Genomic DNA, 17014 nt, shown 5'->3' with positions numbered 1-17014 from the left:
GCGGCGCCCGGGGGCTGCTACGCTGGCGCGAGCCGGCAGCGCCGCGCCCCCTGCCCGCGGGCGCGCCGCCCGGCCCGACGAGCTCCCCATGGACCTCCACCTCTTCCTCGCCCACGCCGACGATCACGCGCCCGTCCTCGACGGCGGACTGCCGCAGCGCGCCGCCGAGGAGGCCCCCGAGCCGGCCCTCACGCTGCCCGGGAGCAAGCGCCTCGCGCGCCCCGAGGGGCCGCCGGACGCGCTGCCGGAGCAGCGCTGGGGCATCGTCGCGCCGAAGGGCCCGATCGGGGATCGGCTGCTCCGGTGCGTCGCGCCGCTCCGGGCCAGGCGCGAGGAGGAGCAGCGCGCCGAGGCCGTCGTCTACCGCGTCGATCCCGGCATGGGCCCCGGCGCCGCGACCTCGTGGATCCAGGGCGAGTACTGGGACGCCGTAGGCCGCCGCGTCGAGGACCTCCCCCGCTACGCGCTCGTGCTCGGCGGGCCCGAGCTCGTGTCGTGGGAGCTCCAGCAGCTCCTCGGCGCCGACTCGTTCGTCGGTCGCCTCGCCTTCGAGGACGACCGCGGCTACGAGGCCTACGTCGACAAGGCGCTCCGCTGGGAGCGAGCGCCGCCCGTCGAGGGCGCGCGGGCGCTGTTCCACGCGGTGCGCGACGGCTCGCGCGCGACCTCCCTCGGCGGCGACCACCTGATGCGGCCCAGCGTGGAGACCGCCCGCAAGCACGCGCTGCGCGGCCTGTTCCGCGCGGCCGAGATCGTCGAGATCGGCGGCGACGACCAGCCCGGCGGCGACGCGCTCGCGCGCGCCGGGGCGGCGCTGCGCGAGGCCGAGCGGAGCCGCGCCGGCGTCCTGTTCTCGCTGAGCCACGGGGCCGGCGCGCCGCGGGCGGGCTGGAGCTCGCCCGCGGAGCAGCGCGCCCGCCAGGGGGCGATGGTGCTCGGCGAGTCCGGGGAGCTCCTCACGGCGAGCGACGTCGCGGGCCGCCCCTTCCTGCCCGGCGGCGCCTGGCTCTTCTTCGCGTGCTTCGGCGCCGGCACGCCCGCAGAGAGCGCGTACTATCCGTGGCTCGACAGGCTCCACCGGCTCGGCCGGTCGAACGCCGCGGAGCGCGTCCTCAAGGCGCTGCCGAAGGCGGGCGAGCCGCCCTTCGCCGCCGCGCTGCCGCAGGCCGCGCTCGCGAACCCCGACGGCCCGCTCGGCGTCATCGGGCACGTGGACCTCGCGTGGACGTGGAGCTTCCTCGCCGACGCCCCGGGCGGGGCCCGCGCCGAGGGCAGCGGCGTCAGCGGCCGCCCCGAGCGCTTCCAGGGCCTGCTCCGGGCGCTCGTGAACGGCCACCGGCTCGGCGTGGCGCACCACCAGCTCGCCAGCTTCTTCCGGACGATCAGCACCGAGCTCGCCACGCTCTACGACGAGAGCGCGCGGCTCGGGCTCGCTGTCGACACCGAGGCCGAGGACGAGCCCCGGCGCGCCCGGCGGGCGAGCCTGTGGATGCAGCGGCAGGATCTCTGCGCCTATGTGCTCCTCGGCGACCCGGCGGCGCGGCTGCCGATCGCCGAGCGCCCGCCCGGCATGGCGCCGCGCGGGCCCCGCCCGGGCGAGGCGTCGCCCGCCGCGGCGCTCGGCTTCACGCCGGAGCCGGCCCCGGAGGCGCCGCGCTTCGTCGCCGCCGCGCGCGACCCCGCGCGCAGGGCCGAGGCCGCGCTCGCGGCGCTGCGAGGCGCCGAGGACGCGCGCGCGATGCGCGCGATCGCCGCGCGCCACGGCGTGAGCGAGGCGGAGCTGCGGCGATGGGTCGAGGTGTTCGTCGAGGCAGGGCGCGCCGCGGTGGCGAAGCTCGACTGACCGCAGCTCAGGGGCCCGCGCCGACGGGCGGGGGCGGCGCGCGGCCCTGGGCGCGCTCGCACGCGGCGTGGCGCCGCCGGGCCTCCGCGAGGGGCTCGTCGAGGTGCGCCCTGCGCAGCGCCGGAGGGAGGCAGTCGGACGTCGCCGCCCGCAAGCGCTCCTGCAGGACGGGCACCGAGATGCCGCGCCAGACGCGCACGGTGCCGTCGTGCGACGCGGTGACGATGCGGTGGCCGTCCGGGCTCCACGCCGCCGAGGTGAGGCGATCGGTGTGCCCCTCGAGCACGACCGGCTCGCCGGCGCCGTCCGCGCGCCACACCCGCGCGGCGCCGTCCTCAGACGCCGTGACGACGCGGCTGCCGTCGGGGCTCCACGCGACCGACGTCACGGCCAGCCCGTCCCCCTCGAGGACCACCGGCTCGCCGGCGCCGTCGGCGCGCCACACCCGCGCGGTCCGGCCCGACGCGGTGACGAGGCGCTGGCCATCCAGGCTGAAGGCGGGCGGCGCGGCGCTCGCGGCGCCCGCCCCGAGGACCGCGAGGGGCTCGCCGGGGCCGTCGGCGCGAAAGAGACGCGCCTCGGCCCCGGACGACGCCGTGACGACGCGGCGGCCGTCGGGGCTCCACGCGGCCGCGATCAGGCCCGGGAGCGCGCCCCGGTTGAGCTGGACCGGCTCCCCGGCGCCGTCCGCGCGGAAGACCCGCACGAGCGCGTCGTCGGACGCCGTCACCACGCGGCCGCCGTCAGGGCTGAACGCGGCCGAGGCGACGCGCCCCGCGTGCCCCCGGAGCGCGACCGCCTCCCCGGCGCCGTCCGCGCGCCACACCCGCGCGATCCCGTCGCGCGACGCGGTGACGAGGCGCTGGCCGTCCGGGCTCCACGCCGCGGCGGTGATCCCGCCGCCCTCGATCGAGACGGGCGCGCCGGCGCCGTCGGCGCGGAAGACCCGCGCGATCCCGGCGGACACCGCGACGAGGCGCTGGCCCTCGGGGCTGAACGACGCCGACGTCACGAGCGGGCTCTTGTACTCGCTGAAGACTGTCGGATCGTCCTCGTGCTCGGGGCTCCAGAGCCGCACGGCCCCGTCGCGCGACGCGGTGACGATCCGCCGCCCGTCGGGGCTCCACGCGGCGTAGACCACCGGAGCGTCGTGCCCCCGGAGCACGAGCGGCTCGCCCGCGCCGCCGTCGCGCCACACCCGCGCGGTCCCGTCCTGGGACGCGGTGACGAGGCGCTGGCCATCCGGGCTGAACGCGACGGCGCCGATCTCGCGGCCGTGCCCCTTGAGCACGAGCGGCTCGCCCGCGCCGTCGGCGCGCCGCACCTCGACGGTGCCGTCCCACAGCGCGTACGCGACGCGCCGGCCGTCGGGGCTGAAGACCCCCGCGGCGACGCTCCCCGCGTGCCCCTCGAGCACGAGCGGCGCCGCGGCGGCGTCGAGGCTCCAGATCCGCGCGGTCCGGTCGCGGGCCGTGGTGAGGAGGCCGCGGCCATCCGGGCCGAGCGCGGACGACTGGAGCGCGAGGTCGTGCCCGGGGGCGCCCCTCAGCTTGAGGACGAGCGGCTCGCCGGCGCCGCCGTCGCCCCACACGTCGGCCGCGCCGTCGTGGGACACGGCGACGAGGCGGCGGCCGTCGGGGCTCCACGCGACGTTGTCGATCTGGTCGACGCCGAGCGCCGCGTCGGCCTTGAAGGCGAGCACCGCGGGCTCGCCGGCGCCGTCGGCGGCCCACACGCGCACCGTCAGGTCGTCCGCCGCGGTGGCGAGCCGGCGGCCGTCGGGGCTCCACGCGGCGGCCCGGACCCGCTTCGTGTGCCCTTTCAGCGCGAGCGGCTCGCCCGCGCCGCCGTCGCGCCACACGCGCACCGTCCCGTCCAGCGACCCGGCGGCGAGCCGGCCGCCCTCGGGGCTCCACGCGGCGCAGGTGATCGCGCCCCCGCCGAGGGGCGCTGGCGCGCCGCCGCCGTCGGCCCGGACGGCGCCGCCGTCGGCCCGGACGACGTGCGCGGCGCCGTCGCGGCGCACGAGCAGCCGCTGGCCATCGGGGCTGAAGGCCGCCGCCACGTCGAGCGCGGCGGGGGCGCCCTCCGGCGGCCACAGCGTCACGAGCGGCATCGGCGAGGCCAGCGCCTCGCGCGCGACCTCGGCCCAGCCCCGGACCTCGTCGGGCCGCTCCACCTCGAGCAGCAGCCGGCTCGCCGGCGCGCCCTGGCCGCGCGCGATGTGCTCCCGGGCGCCCGCGAGGAGCGAGGCGACGCGCGCGCGCGCGGCGGCCGCCTCCGCCGCGCGCCACCAGACGAGCAGCAGGACCGCGAGCACCCCGATCGCCGCCGCGGCCGAGAGCCCCGCGATCGCCCCGAGGCGCGCGAGGCGCGCGTAGCGCTTCTCGCGCTGCCGCTGCGCCTCGGCCTCGCGCGCCCGCCGCTCGGCGAGCGCCTCGCTCCGCGCGATGAGCTCGCGCGCGGCGCCGCCGATGTCGTCGGGGTACCGCTTCACGAGCTCGCGCGCGTGGCCGAGCCGGTCGCCCTCGAGCACGAGGTCCGGGAACCCGGCGGCCTCCTCCACCCAGCGGTCGATCTGCTGGAGCTCCGCGAGCATCGTCCGGTCCTCGCTCACCCAGGCCCGCAGCCGGCCCCAGGCGCGGAGGAGCTGCTCGTGGGCGACCTCGACGCTGGGCGCCCGCCCTTCGTCGCCCTCGCTCAGCACGACGAGCCGCTCGCGCGCCAGCGCCTCCAGCACCTCGTCGAACACCGCCGCCTCGGCCGGCGGGCCGCGCCGCAGCTTGCCGAGGGGCGCGCGCCGGCGCCGGTCGAGGGCGCCGCCGTCGTCGGCCGTGACGAGCTGCACCAGCAGGCGGCGGGCCGCGCGCCGCCGGACGTCGTCGAGCCCCGCGAGCAGCGCGTCCGCCTGCCGCTCCAGCGCGCCGAAGGCGCCGCCGAGCGCGTGGTACGCGTCCCAGGTGAGCGCGCCCCCGCGGCGCCTCTGCCACATCTGGTCGAGCGCGTACTCGAGCAGCGGCAGCGCGCCGGGCTCGGCGCCCGCGTCCCGGAGCATCTGCTCGACAAGGCCCTCCTCGAGCGCGAGCCCCGCCAGCGCCGCCGGCCGCGCGATGATCTGCCGGAGGGCGTCGGCCTTCATCGCGCGGATGAAGACCCGGTGGGCCTCGTCGTACGCGACGTCCTCGAGGGTGAGGCCGCGGTCGTCCAGCGCGATCTCCGCGCAGCGGGCCAGGAAGTCGACGCGCAGCGTGACGATCACCGCCACGCCGCCGCCGGGCTCGCCGGAGAGCCGCCAGAGCTCGCGGGCGAACGCCTCCCGCGCGCGCCGGTCGGCGACGCTCGTGAAGAGCTCCTCGAGCTGGTCCACCACGAGGAGCAGCGGCGCGCCCTCGGGCCGCCGCGCGAGCGCCGCGGAGAGCGCCGCGCCCCGGTCCGCGGCCGGGCGCATCACGGCGACGCTCCACGGGCGATCGCGCGCGCCGCGCGACAGGAGCGCGGGGACGACGCCGGCGAGCACCAGCGACGACTTGCCCGTGCCCGACGCGCCGGTGACGATCAGGAACCTGTGCCTCCCCGGCTCGGGGGCGTCGACGTGCGACAGGAGGTCGGCGAGCGCCTCCGCGACCTCGCGGTCGCGGCCGCAGAAGTAGCGCGCGTGCTGCGCATGGAACGCGAGCAGGCCGCGGTAGGGCCGGGCGACGATCGGCCGGTGGTCCGGCCCGTCGGCGGCGCGGGCGAAGAGCTGGAGCGACGCCCAGCCGAGCCGGCGGTCCCGCAGCGCCGCGCGCGCCGTCAGAAACGCCTGCTCGAGCGACGCGCCCTCGGCGAGGAGCCCGCGGTAGAGCGGCTCGGCGAGCGCGACGGACGCCTCGAACGACAGCGGGTAGCGCGAGGCGACGACCGCGGGGACGCCGGCCCGGTGCAGCTCCTGCGCGACGCTGCCGAGGCGGTTGCCGAGCGCGCCGGGGTCGCCGCTGCGGCAGACGCAGAGCACCACGAGCCGCAGCGCGCCCGCGTGCTCGGCGAGCGCGTCGGCGAGGGCGCGGGCGTCGATCACGTCGGCGCCCGCGCCGCCCTCGCCGTCGAGCGCGAGCCCGTAGGCCTCGGCGGCCGCGGCGACGCGGGCGCCGTGGCAGAGCAGGTGGAGCACCGCGACCGGGCGCGCGCGCAGGGCCGCCTGGAGGCGCGCGAGCGACGCGTGGGGCAGCACGTCGCGGGCCTCGTCGAAGGGGTGGTGGCCGGCGCGGCAGGCGTCGCGGATCGCGGCGAGGTGGGCCGCGGCCGGCACCTCGTCGCCGGGCGCGGACCACGCGAAGAGGACGCGGCCGCCCTCGGGCGGGGGATCGGGCGCGGGCGCGGCCGTGGTGGTGGCGGGCCACTCGTAGCGGATCAGGCAGCCGGGCAGGCTGCCGAGCGGCCGGCCCGTGGACCGGAGCGGGACGAGCTCCCAGGGCAGCGCGTGCAGCTCGGCGGCGCCGAGGCGCAGCGTGAGGTGCACCGGCTGGCCGGCCGCGAGCGCGCGCTCGATCTCGGCCTCGTCGTGCTCCCAGCCGAGCGGGTCGAGGAACGCGCGGAGCACCTCGCCGAGCCAGGCGGCCACGGTCGGATCGGGCTGGTCCGCCTCGTGGAGGGCGGCGAGGTGGCGCAGCACCTCGTCGCTCCAGGGGAACTGCGCGTCCCTGGCGGCGCCCGTGTCGAGGCGGCGCAGGTACGCCTCCGCCCGCAGGGAGAACGCAAAGGGACGGGCGGCGTGGGCCGCCCGCGCGAGCTCGAGGACCACGTCGCGGGGCGCCGGGGGCATGCCGTCGACGCGCTGGGTTGCACCGGTCATGCGAGCCCTTCCTGCCGTGCTTCGGTGCGCCCGAGGATAGGACGCGGCCGGGCGCACAGGAAGCGGCGCGACGACGCCTCGGCGCTACTGGCAGTAGCCGCCGGGATAGCCGCAGTAGCCCTGGATGCAGCTCCCGCTCACGCCGCCCGGCGTGGGGATCGGCGACGACCAGTCCTTGCAGCACGGCAGGCCGACGACGCCGCAGCCGTAGCAACCGTAGTTGTACTCGACGAGGCCGGACTGGCAGCGCGGGCCGCTCGAGCACGCGAACTGGTTGTGGCCGCCGCAGGTGGTCGGCGGAGGCGTCGGCGCGCCGCCGCCGGTGCGCGGCCTCCAGCGCACGGCGAGGCCGACGCGGTGATTGGCGCCGGCGCCGTCGATCGTCGCGCGGCGGTACTTGCCGCCCTCGCCGAAATAGGTGCGGATCTTGCGGTTGTCGATCCACGTGTCGACCTTGCGGTCCCAGCACGTCTCCAGGTTGAGGAAGCCGCACGGCCGGCTGCGCTCGACGATGAAGTGGGCGTCGGACCACGCGTCGAACGCCTGGTTGAAGCCGGCGGCCTTCCACCAGTTCGTCCAGCGCTTCTTCGTCACGTGGACCCAGCCGGCGTTCGCGGCGCAGTAACGCTCGTCGCCGTCGTTGCAGTAGTTGTTGAAGAACCACTGCTTGTCGCCTTCCCAGTCCCAGAGGATATCGGCATCGCTGGCCACGGCCGACTCGGCCTCACCGGCCGGCGGCAGCGGGCCGTCGCCGTCGAACGAGATCGCGTCGTCGCCCGCGGGCGGCGGCAGGTCGTCGGGCGTGGGGACGCGCGCGGCGGCGCGCGCGTCGGCGTCGACGAGCGCGGCCGGCACGGCCTGCGCCGGGGCGAGGTAGCGATACAGGCCCTCCATCGTGACGTCCGGAGCATCGTAGTCGGCGAGCTTGCGATTCGCGCTGTCCAGGTCGGCGTGCAGCTCCTCGTGCACCTCGCGCGCGCCGTCGTCGGTCTCGACGAACTCGACCTTGTGGGTGGCGCTCAGCCTCAGCGTCGCGAGGCTGGTATCCGGCCTCGCCTTGACCACGATCTCCTGCTCGGCGCTCTCGACGGCGGCCTCCTCGGCGATCTTGCCGTGCTCGCCTCCCCCGCAGGCCGCGAGCAGCAGCCCCGCCGTCACCGCGGCGAGCCGCTGCGCGCTTTCGCTCTTCCTTCGCTGTGTCATCACGCTGCGCTGCTGCCTGTTCACCACGACCTCCCCCGACCTCTCAGTGCTCATCAGCATGTTCTTGTGTTCCTCTGCCGTCGCGATTCGGCGCCGGCGGCGGGTCACATAGCGAGCAACATGCCAGTCCCGCCGCACCGGTGAATCGCTCAGCGCGTGAGCTGGCGCCGGGCTCACCCGGGATTCCCCGGCTCGCGGTGGTGGCCGAGGCTCCGCCGCTCCGATCCTCGCGCGTCGATCGCCTCGTCCCCGAGCGACGACCCCGACCTGGGCCGGCTCGCCGGTCGTCGGGCTGGCGCGTCAGCGGCGGGCTGACGGGCCCGCGGCCGGCTGGCGCGTCAGCGGCGGGCTGACGCGCCGGCGGCCGGCTGACGCGCCAGCGCGCCGGCGCGACAGGCCCCGCGCAGACGAGCGCGCCCCCCGAGGCGCGCGGCCCGCAGGTTGCCCTCCGCGGGCGTGTGGCGTGGATCCCCCCTCGCTCAGCCGGCGCCGTGCTCGCTCGCGCCTCGGATCGCTTCCTCGACCGACAGCACGTCCATCCGCTGCGACCAGCGCTCGCGCGAGATCCCCGCCGCGAGCCGGTCCACATGGTCGCGCAGGAGCGCGCGGGCCTCCGGGGACGTCCGCCCGAGGAGCCCCAGCGCCTGGAGGCCGATCCCCGGCACCGGGCACTGGAGCGCCCGCTCCGCCAGCGCGCGCGCCTCGCCGTCGCCCGGCGCCGCCCCGCTGGCGAGCGCGAGGCACCGCGCGAGCAGCGCGCCCCACGGCCGATCCAGCTCCCGCCACGCGCGCGCCGAGCGCCCCGAGAGCTCCGCGGCGACGCCGTTGGAGCCGGCCGAGAACGCCACGGCGGCCTCGTTCAGGCACACGAGCGCCTCCACCTCGTCGACGCCCAGCCGGCCCACGGCCTCGCAGAGCTCCAGATCCGGCGCGCCCGCCTCGCCCCTCCGGTGGCGCGCCGCGCGGACCAGCCACTCGGCGCGCGCCTCCCACGCCGCGTGCCGGCAGCGCGACGCGAGATCGCGCGCGGCCTCCGCCCGCGCCTCCGCCTCGCGGTGGCGGAACGCCTCGAGCAGCGCCGCGGCGGAGTTCAGCGTGGCGATGATGCGCCCCGTCAGCCACGGATCCAGCGCCGCCGCCTCGGCGTGGATCGCCGCCGCCTCGTCGAACCTGCCCTGCAGGTACCGCAGGCGCGCCCTGCCCTCGGCGAGGCAGAGCCGCGACAGCGGCTCGCCCGTCCGCGACGCCCAGGCCTCGATGTCGTCGATCACCTCCTCCAGCAGCGACGGCGCCGAGCGCACGGCGGCCGCGACGATCCGCACCCGCTGCCGCCAGCGCTCCAGCGCGGGAGCCCCGAGCGCCTGGATGCCCTCGGCGAGCTCGAGCGCCCTGAACGCGCTCGCGCCGCGCGCCGCGATGCCGGCCCGCACCAGCGCGTCGAGGCGCGCGACCGCCGCGCGCGGCGCCCGGGCGCGCGTCAGCTCGTACAGCGCGCGATCCAGCGCGTGCGGCGTCCCCTCCGCGAACGCCACCTCCACGCACGCCGCGAGCAGCCCGATCTCCTCCTCGATGAGCGGCTGCGGGCCGTGCTGGCGCGCGGCGCGCAGCCCCTCGGCGACCGCCCCGGCCGCGGCGCCGAGCTGCCCCTCGGCGGCGCGGCGCCGCGCGAGCGCCGCCGCCTCGCGCGCGGCCTCCCGCGCCTCGTCCGCCGCGAGCAGGTGGAAGAGCCGCCCCTCCTGCGCGGGCGCGAGCGCCTCCGCGATCGCGCGGTGGGCGGCCGCGCGGCGCGCCGGCGCCCACGCGACGTCGAGCTGCGCGCGCAGCGCCACGCGCCCGCCGGGCAGGCGCCGCGCCGCCCCGCGCCCGAGGAGCGCCTCGCACGCGCCCTCGACGCGCCAGAGCGGCTGCCCCATCACCTGCGCGAGCTGCGCGAGCTCCAGGTGGTGGCCCGCGAGCGCGAGCCAGCCGCAGAGCTCCTCCAGGTGGGGCTCCCCGGGGTGCGCCGGGGGCGACGCGCTCGCGGGCGCCGTGGCCAGCAGGTCCGTCCCCAGCCGGTCGAGCGCGTCGCGGTCGATCGCGAGCGCGCCGCCGTCCCAGCGGGCCAGGCCGAGCCGCGTCCACAGCGTCACCTCCGCGTCGACGCGCGCCGGCAGCCCCTCGGTCCGGTCCCAGAGCGCGCGCGCCCCGTCCTCGCGCAGGTGCAGCAGCCGGTCCGGGCCCGCGAAGAGCGGCCGGAGCGCCGCGGCGTCCAGCGGCTCGAGGCGCGCGACGTGCTCGACGTGCTCGACGTCCCCGCGGCGCGCGCCCCCGGGCGCCGCCGGGAGCGCCCGGACCACGGTCCCCGGGCCCGCGCGGCAGCGGTCGAGGAGGGCGGCGGACCAGGGGTCGATCGAGGGCGCGTCGTCCGCGAGCACGACGGCGCCCCCTGCGAGCGCGGCGCGGAGCTGCCCCTCGGCCCACGCGATCACCTCGGCGAGCCGGAGCCCCGCCTGGTCCTCTCGCGCGCTCACGAACGGCTGCAGGCTCGCGAGCGGCGTCTGCGCCGGCCTCGTCCACAGCACCGCCCGCCCGTCCCGCTCGAGCGCCGCGGCCGCCTCGGCGAGGCAGCGCGAGCGCCCCGAGCCGGCCGCGCCCACCACGTCGATCGAGCGCCCGGCGCGCGCGGCCGCGATCACGGCGGCGACGGGCCCGTCGCCGCCGAGCCGCGGCAGCGACGGCGCGGCGCGGCTGGCCGCGGGCTCGCCCCGGAGCGCCGCGAGCACCTCGGCCGCCGACCGGAAGCGGTCCTCGCTGCGCGTCGCGAGCAGCCGATCGATGACCTGCGCCACGGCGTCGGGCAGCTCGGGGGCGAGCTCGCGCACGGGCGGCGCCGGCGTCGCGAGCCGGGCGCGCAGGAGGGCCTGGACGTCCTCCGCCTCGTGCGGCACGCGCCCGACGAGCGCCTCGTGGAGCATCACGCCGACGGCGTAGAGGTCGGCGCGCGCGTCGACGGCGCGGCCGAGGATCTGCTCGGGCGCGAGGTAGAGCGGCGTGCCGAGGATCTGGCCGGCCCGGGTCAGCCGGTCGCCGCCGGGGTCGCCCCAGTGCGAGACGCCGAAGTCGAGCACCGTCGGGCGCGCGCCCGCGCCGACGAGGATGTTGTCGGGCTTGAGGTCGCGGTGGACGATCCCGGCCGCGTGGACGCGCGCCAGCACCTCCAGGAGGGCGAGCGTCGGGCCGGTGATCGCCTCCCACGCGAAGCGCCGCGCGGCCCCCTGGCCCTGCGCCGCGCCGCCGGGGAAGGGGCGCCCCTCCACGCGCTCCATCACCAGGAAGGGCCGGCCGTCCTCGACGCCGTCGTCGAGCAGCCGGACCACGCCGGGCACGCGGAGCATCCGCAGCGTCGTGATCTCGCGCCGGACGCGCGCGAGGCCCGCGCCGCCCGCGGCGCGCATCCATTTCAGGGCCACCCCGGCGCGGACGACGGTGTCCTCGGCGGCCCAGACCTCGCCGTGCGCGCCCGCCCCGAGCCGCCCGACGAGCCGGTAGCGGTCGGCGACGAGCCGCCCCGGCTGCGCCTCTGCGCCGGCCTCCTCCGGCGCCTGCGCCGGCTCCCAGGCGCCCGCCGTCGACCGGGCGCCGAACGGCCGCGCGTCGACAGTATCCTGCCCGGTCGACGCGGCCGGCCCGGACGCCCCGTCGTCGGCCGGCGCCGTGGCGTCGGCCGGCGCCGTGGCGTCGGCCGGCGCCGTGGCGTCGGCGGTCGCCCCCACGGACGGCGGCTCCCGGCCGCCGCCCTCGCGAGGCGCCCCGCCGCGCGGCTCAGGGGGCGGCCGGCGCGCGGTCCCCACGGTAGTTGGTGCACCCCGTGATCACGAAGGCGCTGCCCGGCCCCCAGGCTCCGTTGGCGACCTCGACGAACTGCTGGAGCGACGTCGCCTCCTTGGTCCCCGGCGCGATCCCGAGCGGCGCGCCGGTCCCGCCGGGGAGCATGTCCGCGGGCAGCGCCCAGTACTCGACGCTCCCCGGATCGCGCACGCCGCCGTTCGAGAAAGCGAACCCGCGGAACGCCCCCTGGAGCACGTCGATCACCCTCCCGCCGCCCGGATCGAGCTGGAGGTCGTCCTCGTTGCCGCCGAAGAACTTCGCCTTCGGCAGCTGCGACGCCGGCGGGATCTTGGTCCACGACACGCCGTCGTGGACCTCGCCGTGGCGGTACACGCTCGCGTGCGCCCAGACGTAGAGCGAGCCGGGCTTCCAGAGCGCCGGCACCTGGGCCTGCCACTGGGCGAGCGACAAGGAGGCCATCGCGGCCGGAGGCGGCTTGATGTCGAAGGCGTTCTGCGGATCGCCGTGGAGCAGCCAGCGCTGCTGCTGCCCTCCGTTGACCGGCACCGTGTAGGCGAAGCCGAGCTGCTTGCCCGTCCCCCGAGCGACGATCTCCACCGCGCCAATCTTCAGGTGTCCCGACGTGATCATGTCTCTCTCTCCTGTTCGTGTACCGCATCAGGGCGGCGGACGACGCATGAACCGACAGCGCCGCCGCGCGCTGTCGCGCGGCGGCGGCTGTCGACGGAATGCGCGCCGCGCCCGTCGCGCGTGTCCGTGGTCCTCGACCAACCGCGACCAACCGAAAGCAACGCGCGCGCCATCGGCGCCGGCGCGTCGCCTTGCGCCGCCCTCGCCGCGCGGCATACGATCGCGGCGCATGGCGCGCGGGAGCTCGCAACGCGATGGGCATCCGCCGTCGTCATCGAGCGCGACGGACGTCGCGCGCGCGACCCTCGAGGGGAGGGACACCTCGATCAGCCGGTCGGGCGACGAGGTCGCGGCGCTCACGGTCCTCTACCACCCGCGCCTCGAACGGATCGGCGATCGCGCCGTGCTCTCGCGCCTCGTCGAGGACGGCGAGGTCCTCCTGTCGCGCGAGGCGCCCGACTTCGCGCCGCCGGGCGGGGCGCCGGGCGCGCCGCTCGGCGACGAGCACCTGAGCCGGCGGCCGCTGCGCCTCTCGCCCGGCCCGGGCGGCGGGCTCCGGCTGGAGCTCGGCGACAGCAGCACGACGGTCAGCCTCCAGGGCGAGCGCCTGAGCGGCGCGCGCTCGTTCTCCGCGGCGGAGCTCCAGCAGGGGGTCGTCCTGGAGCTCGGCCGGCGCGTCGTGCTCCTGCTCCACCTCGTCGCGTCGCTCCAGCGCGTCCTCGGCCCTTCGACGGGCGCGGGCGCGGGCGAGCCGCGGGAGATCACCGGCGAGAGCGACGGCGTCCGGCGGATGCTCTGGGAGATCGGCAGCGTCGCGGATCTGGAGCTGCCGGTGCTGCTGCGGGGCGAGACCGGCAGCGGCAAGGAGCTCGTGGCGCGGGCGCTGCATCGCTCCAGCCGGCGGCGCGACCGGCCGTTCGTGGCGGTCAACCTGGGCGCGATCTCCCCGTCGCTCGCCGTGGCCGAGCTGTTCGGCGCGGAGCGGGGCGCCTTCACGGGCTCGGTGAAGCGCCAGCTCGGTTACTTCGAGCAGGCGCGCGGCGGCACGCTGTTCCTCGACGAGATCGGCGAGGCGCCGATCGAGCTCCAGGTCGCGCTGCTGCGGGCGCTCGAGACAGGCGAGGTGCAGCCGGTCGGCGCGCAGGAGATCCGGAAGGCCGACGTGCGCGTCGTCGCCGCGACCGACGCGGATCTCGAGGCGAAGGTGTCGTCGGGCGCCTTCCGCGCGCCGCTGCTCAACCGTCTGAGCGCCTACGAGATCTGGATCCCGCCGCTGCGCGAGCGCCGCGACGATTTCGGCCGGCTCCTCGCGCGCTTCCTCCGCGAGGAGCTCGCGGAGGTCGGCGAGGAGCAGCGGCTCGCGCCGCCGGAGGGCGGCGGCAGGGCGTGGCTGCCCGCGTCCGTGGTGGCCCGCCTGGCGGCGTACGACTGGCCCGGCAACGTGCGCCAGCTCCGCAACGTCGTGCGCCAGCTCGTGGTGGGCAACCGCGGCCGCGACCGGGCCGAGGTCACGCCCGCGGTCGAGCGGCTGCTCTCGCGCGCGGCGGCGCCGGTGCCCCCTCACGCGGCCGCGCCGCCGGTCGAGGCGCCCGCGGAGCCGCCCCCGCCGCTCCTGCCGCCCCTGCCCGAGAAGCGCGCGGCGACGGCGGCGGCCCGCTCGGGCCGGCGCCGCCCCGCGGACGTGACCGAGCAGGAGCTCGGCGATGCGCTGCGCGCGAGCCGCTTCGATCTCGCGGCGGCCGCCGAGCGGCTCGGCGTGTCGAGGGCGTCGATGTACCTGCTGATCGAGCGTCACCCCCGGTTCCGGACCGCGGGCGACCTCACGCCGGAGGAGATCGCGCGCAGCCACGGCGAGTGCGGCGGCGACGTCGCGCGCATGGCCGAGCGGCTCGAGGTCTCCGAGCGAGCGCTGCTCCGCCGCGTGCGCGAGCTCGGCCTGGGGTGACCCTCGTCTCCTCCCGCGCCGCCGTCGCGCGGCCCGCTAGTAGGCCTCCGCGCACGCGCCGTTGCCGCACGGGTAGACGATGAAGTCGCCGGCGGCGGCGCCTCGCCGCTGCGGGAAGGTCGCGAGCGCCGCGCCCGTCTCGATGTCGTAGAGGACGCCGTTGTAGCGCGCGTAGAGGACCGTCGCCGAGACCGGCTGGATCCCGTGATCAGCGTCGGTGGAATCGGCGACGGCGGGGATCGCCGGCAGCGGCGGCGCGGCGACGGGGTTGCCGAGCTCGTCGTAGATCGTCGAGGCCTCGTACACCCAGCGGCCGGTGCGGATGTCGTGAACGTAGGTCTGGACGAGCACGCGGGTGTCGTCGAGCCAGCCGAGCGCGCACCCGGGCACCGCGTTGACGATGGCGCTGCCCTCGTAGAACTGCGTGAACCCGCAGCCCTTGGCGGGGAGGTCGTCGGTCACGACGAAGTGGTGACCGTCCGGGGAGACGAGCGGCGCAGGTGCATGAAGCCCGATCTCCTGGAAGCGCGGCGCGCTGCCCGACCAGTCGCTCACGACGCGCTCCCTCCTGCGCTCGTCGACGTGGTAGGTGCGGCCGACCGCGCTGCCGTCGAGGGACATCGAGAAGTCCCGGACGATGAGGTCGCGCGACAGCGAGGCGCGCTCCTCGCCGTCCGGCAGCGAGAAGAGCCGGAGTGACCTGTCTGTGAGATACGGGGCGGCGATGACGGCGCGCGCGGCGAGCAGGCTGCCGTCCGCCGAGAGCTGCACGTGGGAGCTGTAGAACGGGACCACCGCCTGCGGCCCGGCGTCGAGCGCGGCCGTGTCGTAGATCAGCGTCTTCCCCGAGGCCGTCGCGAGCGCCACGCGTCCCGACGGCGAGCCTCCGATGGAGGTGATCGCGCCGCAGCCGAGCGGCCCCGGCTCCTCTGCATCGGTGACGGCGTCCTTCTGCACGATCACGCCGAAGTCGTTCGAGACCGCCCAGCGCAGGTCCCTGTCGACGTGGACGCTGCGGTTGTAGATCGAGGGCAGCTCGAGCTCGCTCCGGGTCACCTCGGGGCCGCCGAGATCGATGACGTCGAACCTCCGCCATCCGTTCGCGATCACGGCGAGCGCCCGTTCGGTCGGCACGAAGGTGTAGATGAAGCTGGACGGGTAAGGGTACTCGGCGACGGGGGCGGCTCCACCGCCGACTCGGTAGATCAGGAGCGGGGCGTCCGGCGCGCTGTCCACGAGCGTCCAGAAGTACTCGCGCGTCCCCGCGAGCCCGGTGGTCGACGGCAGGTGGACGATGCTCTCCTGGATCCCCGCCTTCGAGTACGCGCGCACTGTCGTGCCGACGGTGGTGAGGAATCGCTCGCCATCCTGGAACCAGGCGTGGAACGTGCCCGAGAACTCGGGGGTGACCGTGGGAGGCGAGCCGTCGACGGGCAGCACGGCGATGCTGCGCTGCACGGGGGCGATCCCCGGCGCGACGCGCAGCGCGTCCGGCGCCGCGTGGATGTCGCCGTAGTGGCTCAACGCCACGGACCAGCGCGCGACCCCCGCGGTGCTCCAGAGGGTGATCGTGTTGCCAGGCGCTCCGCGCGTCCAGGCGTAGCTTCCGTCGGTCGCGAGCCCCGCCTCGCCGTACGCCGCGGTCACGGAGGCCAGGAGGGAGCCGTCGATGGCGCTGCGCAGCTCGAAGGCGTGCTGTGGGTCCGTCTGGATCAACACGACGTCGCCGCGGAGGGCCACGCCGCCCGGCAGCTCGAACGGCGGGCCCCCGGACAGCGGCTCGCCGGGGTCGATGCCGCCCGGCGCGTGGCCGTCGGCGATCGCGGCGCGGGTGTCCGTATCCCAGAGGATCCAGCGATCGTAGTCCCAGCTCAGGACGCGGTCTCCGGAGACGAAGAGCCGGGCGAGGCGGCCCTCGTGACCGAGATCGAGAAAGGCCTCCGGAGGGCCGAACGACGTTCCTGCGATGCCGCACGGCCCGAGGGCGCCGCCGCCGCCGGAGCCCCCGGCGCCGCCGGAGCCCCCGGCGCCGCCGGTGCCCCCGGCGCCGCCGGTGCCCGAGGTGGAGCTCTCGCCGCCGGAGCCCCCCGCGCCGCCGCCGCCGGTGCCCGAGGTGGAGCTCTCGCCGCCGGAGCCCCCCGCGCCGCCGCCGCCGGTGCCCGAGGTGGAGCTCTCGCCGCCGGAGCCCCCCGCGCCGCCGCCGCCGGTGCCCGAGGTGGAGCTCTCGCCGCCGGAGCCCCCCGCGCCGCCGCCGGTGCCCGAGGTGGAGCTCTCGCCGCCGGAGCCCCCGAGGCCGCCGTCGCCTCCTCCGCCCCCGGAGCCGCCCTGGTTGCCTCCGCTGCCCTGCGCGCCGGTCGTCGTCCCAGGCGCAGCTCCGCCCCCACCCAGGTTTCCGCCCCCCGCGTCGGAGCAGCCGAGGAGGGCGATGAACGACGCCGCGACAAGCTGGATGGTTCTCATGTGGATGGTCCCTCGGATGCGTAGGGTAGCCGGGCCATTCAGCGGCAGAAACGACGCACGCACGTCGCACAGCGCAGGAGTCTGCCGAAATTGTGAACGCTCACACCTTCACCTGCGCGGCTGGCTGAGCTGATCCTGCGCCTGCGCGACCATGGGGCGCCCGCGCAGGACCGGCTCCTCCCTGCGAGCTCGAGCATACCCGCAGGCCGGTCGATTGAAGTTGACACAGTGAATGTGAACGTTCACAATCTCCAGCGTATATCCTTTTGCTTTG

General features: G+C 77.5%; 7 protein-coding genes. 2 read left to right on the top strand and 5 right to left on the bottom strand.

The window, feature by feature from the left end; translation table 11 throughout:
* Positions 1-88: 88 nt before the first annotated feature.
* Complete coding sequence (locus WME76_RS41100; protein WP_437957613.1) at positions 89-1843, top strand: hypothetical protein; 1755 nt, start codon at positions 89-91, stop codon at positions 1841-1843.
* A gap of 7 nt (positions 1844-1850) precedes the next feature.
* On the opposite strand, the gene WME76_RS41095 is transcribed toward WME76_RS41100, so the two are convergent.
* From WME76_RS41095 to WME76_RS41080, 4 genes are all read right to left on the bottom strand, one after another.
* Positions 1851-6674 (bottom strand): nSTAND1 domain-containing NTPase, encoded by a 4824-nt coding sequence (locus WME76_RS41095; protein ID WP_437957612.1) that lies wholly within the window; start codon positions 6672-6674, stop codon positions 1851-1853.
* Positions 6675-6758: 84 nt separating this feature from the next.
* Positions 6759-7931: a hypothetical protein gene (locus WME76_RS41090; RefSeq protein ID WP_437957611.1), complete on the bottom strand. Its 1173-nt coding sequence runs from the start codon at positions 7929-7931 to the stop codon at positions 6759-6761.
* Between the two features lie 425 nt (positions 7932-8356).
* A complete protein-coding gene (locus tag WME76_RS41085) occupies positions 8357-11629 on the bottom strand; it encodes a protein kinase domain-containing protein (RefSeq protein WP_437957610.1) in 3273 nt (1090 codons plus the stop codon).
* Positions 11630-11678: 49 nt separating this feature from the next.
* Positions 11679-12335, bottom strand: a complete 657-nt coding sequence (locus WME76_RS41080; RefSeq protein ID WP_437957609.1) for a hypothetical protein — start codon at positions 12333-12335, stop codon at positions 11679-11681.
* 229 nt (positions 12336-12564) lie between these two features.
* On the opposite strand from WME76_RS41080, the gene WME76_RS41075 reads away from it, so the two are divergent.
* Positions 12565-14280: a sigma 54-interacting transcriptional regulator gene (locus WME76_RS41075; RefSeq protein WP_437957608.1), complete on the top strand. Its 1716-nt coding sequence runs from the start codon at positions 12565-12567 to the stop codon at positions 14278-14280.
* Between the two features lie 36 nt (positions 14281-14316).
* Here WME76_RS41075 and WME76_RS41070 read toward each other — a convergent pair whose 3' ends face one another.
* Positions 14317-16740, bottom strand: coding sequence for a hypothetical protein (locus WME76_RS41070; RefSeq protein WP_437957607.1), 2424 nt, complete (start codon positions 16738-16740; stop codon positions 14317-14319).
* Positions 16741-17014: the final 274 nt, after the last annotated feature.

This window comes from Sorangium sp. So ce119, assembly GCF_051524405.1.
Taxonomy (GTDB): Bacteria; Myxococcota_A; Polyangia; order Polyangiales; family Polyangiaceae; genus Sorangium; species Sorangium cellulosum_G.
Note: the sequence above shows the minus strand (reverse complement) of the source record. Positions and strands in the feature narration are given on the sequence as shown.

What these genes read in the sequence shown, in the direction of transcription:
- WME76_RS41100 (WP_437957613.1), top strand. Translation starts at nt 89, where the DNA reads ATGGACCTCCACCTCTTCCTCGCCCACGCCGACGATCACGCGCCCGTC.
- WME76_RS41095 (WP_437957612.1), bottom strand. Translation starts at nt 6,674, where the DNA reads ATGACCGGTGCAACCCAGCGCGTCGACGGCATGCCCCCGGCGCCCCGC.
- WME76_RS41090 (WP_437957611.1), bottom strand. Translation starts at nt 7,931, where the DNA reads ATGAGCACTGAGAGGTCGGGGGAGGTCGTGGTGAACAGGCAGCAGCGC.
- WME76_RS41080 (WP_437957609.1), bottom strand. Translation starts at nt 12,335, where the DNA reads ATGATCACGTCGGGACACCTGAAGATTGGCGCGGTGGAGATCGTCGCT.
- WME76_RS41075 (WP_437957608.1), top strand. Translation starts at nt 12,565, where the DNA reads ATGGCGCGCGGGAGCTCGCAACGCGATGGGCATCCGCCGTCGTCATCG.
- WME76_RS41070 (WP_437957607.1), bottom strand. Translation starts at nt 16,740, where the DNA reads ATGAGAACCATCCAGCTTGTCGCGGCGTCGTTCATCGCCCTCCTCGGC.